Consider the following 4,532-nt stretch of genomic DNA (forward strand, 5'->3'; position numbering starts at 1 on the left):
CGCCACCCACCCCCCGACCGAGCCCACCATCAACCCCTGCGGAGCTAACCTCGTACGCATGACCAGCCACGACACCGCCCCCACCGGCGGAGCCCGAAGCATCGAAAGCCGCCCCTCGCTCACCCCCGACCAGACCGAGGCCGTGCTCACCCTGCTCACGGAGGCCGCCCGGACCGACGGGCAGCAGGCGGTGTCCGAGCAGGGCCGCCTCCAGCTGCGCGGCGGAGAACGCGCGGGCGTCCGGCACCTGCTGCTCACCCTCGACGACACCCTCGTCGGATACGCCCAGCTGGAGGACACCGACCCGGTGGAGGCCCCGGCCGCGGAACTGGTCGTCCACCCGGCACACCGCGGCCGAGGCCACGGCCGCGCCCTCGGCACCGCCCTGCTCGCCGAGTCCGGCAAGCGGCTGCGGGTGTGGGCGCACGGCGGACACTCCGCCGCCCGGCACCTCTCGCAGGTCCTCGGCCTCACCCTGTTCCGCGAACTGCGCCAGATGCGCCGCCCGTTGACCGACTTCAACCCGGCCGAGCCGGTGCTCCCCGAAGGCGTCACCGTCCGCGCCTTCGTGCCCGGCAAGGACGACGCCGCGTGGCTCGCGGTGAACGCCCAGGCGTTCGCGCACCACCCGGAGCAGGGCTCCCTGACCCAGCGCGACCTCGACGACCGCAAGGCGGAGCCCTGGTTCGACCCGTCGGGCTTCTTCCTGGCCGAGCGCGGCGGCGAACTGATCGGCTTCCACTGGACGAAGGTCCACGAGGCGGAGCGTCTCGGCGAGGTGTACGTCCTCGGCGTCCGCCCCGGCGCCCAGGGCGGCGGCCTCGGCAAGGCCCTCACCACCATCGGCCTGCGCCACCTGGCCGACCGCGGCCTGCCGACGGCCATGCTGTACGTCGACGCCGACAACAAGGCCGCGGTGACCGTCTACGAACGGCTCGGCTTCACCACCCACGAGGTGGACCTCATGTACCGCACGGAGACCTGACGGACTCCGACCGGAGACCACTTCCCGAGGACACCCGAGCACCCCAAGGACTCCTAAGGGGCGGCGACTTGACGCCGCCCCTTTCTTGCACCACCCTTTCACTACTCAATTAGTGAAAGGGTGGTTGTCCGAGTGGTCGAGTACCGCATCGACCGGCGCAGCGGTGTCGCCACCTACGTCCAGATCGTCCAGCAGACCAAACAGGCCCTGCGCCTGGGCCTGTTGGTACCCGGCGACAAGCTCCCCACGGCCCGCGAGGTCGTGGAGGCCACCGCGATCAACCCGAACACGGTCCTGAAGGCCTACCGCGAACTGGAGCGCGAGGGCCTGGTCGAGGCACGCCGCGGCCTCGGCACGTTCGTACGGAAGTCACTGGGCGCCACGCCCGTCGACTCCCCGCTGCGGGCGGAGCTGGACGCGTGGGCGGGCCGGGCCCGCGAGGCCGGACTCGAGCGGGAGGACGTGGCGGCGCTCTTCACCTCCGTACTCGACGAGCACTTCACCAACGACCACGGCAAGGGGGACGAGGAATGACCGGTACCGCCATGGAGGCGGCCGCCCTGGGCAGGAGATTCGGGCGGAACGGGGAGTGGGCGTTGCGCGACTGCACGTTCCGGCTGCCCGCGGGGAGCGTCTGCGCGATCGTCGGCCCCAACGGAGCGGGCAAGTCCACCCTGCTCGCCCACGCGGCCGGCCTGCTCAGGCCCACCGAGGGCACGCTGACGGTGCTCGGTACGACACCGGCCGAGGCGCGCGAGCGCTTCGCGTACGTCGCCCAGGACAAACCCCTGTATCCCCAGCTCAGCATCGCCGAGACGCTGCGCCTGGGCAGCGAACTCAACCCCGGGCGCTGGGACCGGGCCGTGGCGGAGCGGATCGTGGCGGACGGCGACCTCGACCCGCACACCCGGGTCCGCACCCTCTCCGGCGGTCAGCGCACCCGCGTCGCCCTCGCCCTCGCGTTCGGCAAGCGGCCCGAACTGCTGCTCCTGGACGAGCCGATGGCCGACCTCGACCCACTCGCCCGGCACCAGCTGATGGGCGCGCTGATGGCCGAAGCCGCCGAGCACGGCACGACGGTCGTGATGTCCTCGCACGTCATCGCCGAGTTGGAGGACGCCTGCGACCACCTGCTCCTCATCGGCGACGGCCACGTCCGCCTCGCGGGCCCGCTGGACGCCCTCCTCGCCGCGCACGTCCTGGTCACCGGGCAGGACGGCGGCCTCGACCCGCACACCGTCGTCGAGTCCCGTACGACGGGACGTCAGCTCACCGCGCTGATACGGCCGGACGGGCCGCTCGACGACGAGTGGCAGACCACCGAGCCCACCCTGGAGGAGCTGGTCCTCGCCCACCTGCGTTCCCCCGGGGCCCCGGTGCTCACGCTGACCGGCGAGGACGAGGACTGGCCCGAGACGTGGGGGGCCGCCGTATGACGGCCATGACCACCGCGCCCGCCGAGGCGCCCACACTCCGCCGTTCCCTCAGGCCACGCGGCCTGGTCTGGACGATGCTGTGCCTGCACCGCGCGGCGCTGCTGTTCTGGGCGCTGCTGGCCGCCGTGGCGGCCGGGACGCTGCTGTGGGCGTGGGGCCCGGGGACGAAGGGGGTCTGGACCGAGTACCGGACGATGCGCTGCGCCTTCCCCGGCGAGAACCTGAGCTGCGACTACACGGGCGACGCCTACATGGCGCTCGACCTGGCCACGTCCCTCGGCGGCGGCATCATCACGATCGTGCCGTTCCTCGTCGCCGCCTGGGCGTCGGGCGCGCTGATCGCCCGGGAGCTGGAGACCGGCACCGCGGAACTCGCCTGGACCCAGTCGGTCTCCCCGACCCGCTGGCTGGCGGCCAAGCTCGCCGTCCCGGCCGCCCTCCTCGCCTCCGGTACCGCCCTGCTCATGCTGCTGCACCGGCTGATGTGGCCGTCGGACAGGGAGCTGCTGCGCTGGCTCAGCCGGCAGTGGTACGACGACGTGGCCTTCCGGGGCAACGGCCCCGTGGCCGTCGCCTACGCCCTGCTGGGTCTGGCGGTCGGCGTGCTCGTCGGCCTGCTCGTCCGCCGCTCCCTGCCCGCGCTCGGCATCAGTCTGGTCTGCCTGCTGGCCGTCCACTTCGCGCTCGGCATGCTGCGCCCGTACCTGTGGCCGTCGGTCACCCTGACCAAAACGGATCAGTACTCGATCTCCGGCGGCATGCCGGTCGACGACGGAGCCATCACCCCCCTCGGCAACCGCGTTCCCAACCCCTGCGGTGGCGAGGGTCCCGACTGTCTCACACAGCACCACATCGTCGGCTTCTACTTCGACTACCACCCCTCGTCCCACTTCTGGCCCCTCCAGCTCGTGGAGACCGGCATCGTCCTCTCCCTCGCCGCCCTCGCGGTCCTGGCCTCCTTCCGGCTGCTGAACCGCCACTTGGGAGACGCCGCATGAGCGCGCTACCCACCGCCCCGGCCGCCACCCGACCCTCCTCCCGAGCACCGCGCCGCCCCAGGGGCCTGCTCTGGACGGTCCTGCGGCTGCACCGGCCGGCCTTGATCGTCTGGGTCCTCGCGTCGGCCGCCATCGCCGGGTACCTGATCCGGCTGTACGCCCTCGGGGACGAGGCCCGCGCCGGCATGAGCGTCTGCGGCTCGCCAGGCACCGGGCTCCCCCTGTGCTCGGCGGTCGACGCGATCACCGCCGACGAGACGTACACCGGCGGCCTGTCGCTGATGGCCACCGCGGTGTCGTACCTGATGTTCCCCGTGGCCGCCTGGGCCGGCGGCGCACTGATCGGCCGGGAGCTGGAGAGCGGCACGGCGGACCTCGCCTGGACCCAGTCGGTCACCCCGACCCGCTGGCTGGCCACCAGGCTCGCCGTCCCGGCCGTGCCGATCACCTCCGGCACCGGTGTGCTCGTCCTGGTGCACAACTGGGCCAGGCAGGACGGCGACCCGAACCTGACCGGGGACTGGTACTACCCGGACGTCTTCCTCGCCACCGGCCCGGCAGCCGTCGCGTACGCCCTCGCGGGCCTCGCCCTCGGCGCGTTCGCAGGCATGCTGACCCGCCGGGCCCTGCCCGCCGCCGGCCTGGGCTTCGGCGCCGCCCTGGTGCTGTACAACGCGCTGAACCACTACCGCGAGGACCTCTGGCCCCAGGTCACCCGGCCCGACCCCACCGGGCCCGACCCCACCCGGATCGGGCTGCCCAGGAGCGTCTGGCAGACCGGGAACGAGTCGGGCACGGGAGCGCCCTCCTCGTTCCACCCCCAGTCCCACCGCTGGCCCCTGCACCTGATGGAGACGGGCATCGTCCTCGCGGTCGCCGTCGCGGCCACGGCCGCCGCGTTCGCCCTCCTGCGCCGCCGCACGGCCTGACCCACCGTGCCGCCGCCGTACGCCGTACTGCCGAGCCGTTCTACACACCCCGGTCGTGCTGCCCGGCCGGTCCGCACGATCCGGGGGACCAACCGGGCCGGTGCGCCCCTCCACGGGGGGAGGGGCGCACCAAGGGGCGTCCGCCCGTTCACCCGTCCGCCGTACCCACCAGGCGCCCCCGAAG

Annotated in this window: 5 protein-coding genes; all 5 read left to right on the plus strand. The window is 73.1% G+C overall.

The features are described from left to right. The first annotated feature begins 58 nt into the window (after positions 1 to 58). Positions 59 to 985, plus strand: coding sequence for a mycothiol synthase (mshD, locus tag FPZ41_RS45045; RefSeq protein WP_152870541.1), 927 nt, complete (start codon positions 59 to 61; stop codon positions 983 to 985). A 132-nt stretch (positions 986 to 1,117) separates the two neighbouring features. Next, positions 1,118 to 1,519: a GntR family transcriptional regulator gene (locus FPZ41_RS45050; RefSeq protein ID WP_322621542.1), complete on the plus strand. Its 402-nt coding sequence runs from the start codon at positions 1,118 to 1,120 to the stop codon at positions 1,517 to 1,519. Further along, complete coding sequence (locus tag FPZ41_RS45055; RefSeq protein WP_152870543.1) at positions 1,516 to 2,421, plus strand: ABC transporter ATP-binding protein; 906 nt, start codon at positions 1,516 to 1,518, stop codon at positions 2,419 to 2,421. Before FPZ41_RS45050 ends, FPZ41_RS45055 begins: the two co-directional genes overlap by 4 nt. Further along, positions 2,418 to 3,419: an ABC transporter permease gene (locus FPZ41_RS45060; protein WP_152870545.1), complete on the plus strand. Its 1,002-nt coding sequence runs from the start codon at positions 2,418 to 2,420 to the stop codon at positions 3,417 to 3,419. Before FPZ41_RS45055 ends, FPZ41_RS45060 begins: the two co-directional genes overlap by 4 nt. Beyond that, positions 3,416 to 4,348 carry a hypothetical protein gene (locus FPZ41_RS45065; RefSeq protein WP_152870547.1) on the plus strand — a complete coding sequence of 311 codons (933 nt, stop codon included), beginning with the start codon at positions 3,416 to 3,418 and terminating at the stop codon, positions 4,346 to 4,348. The genes FPZ41_RS45060 and FPZ41_RS45065 overlap by 4 nt, the downstream gene beginning before the upstream one ends. Positions 4,349 to 4,532 lie beyond the last annotated feature (184 nt).

This window comes from Streptomyces acidicola (assembly GCF_009377235.1).
Lineage (GTDB): Bacteria > Actinomycetota > Actinomycetes > Streptomycetales > Streptomycetaceae > Streptomyces > Streptomyces acidicola.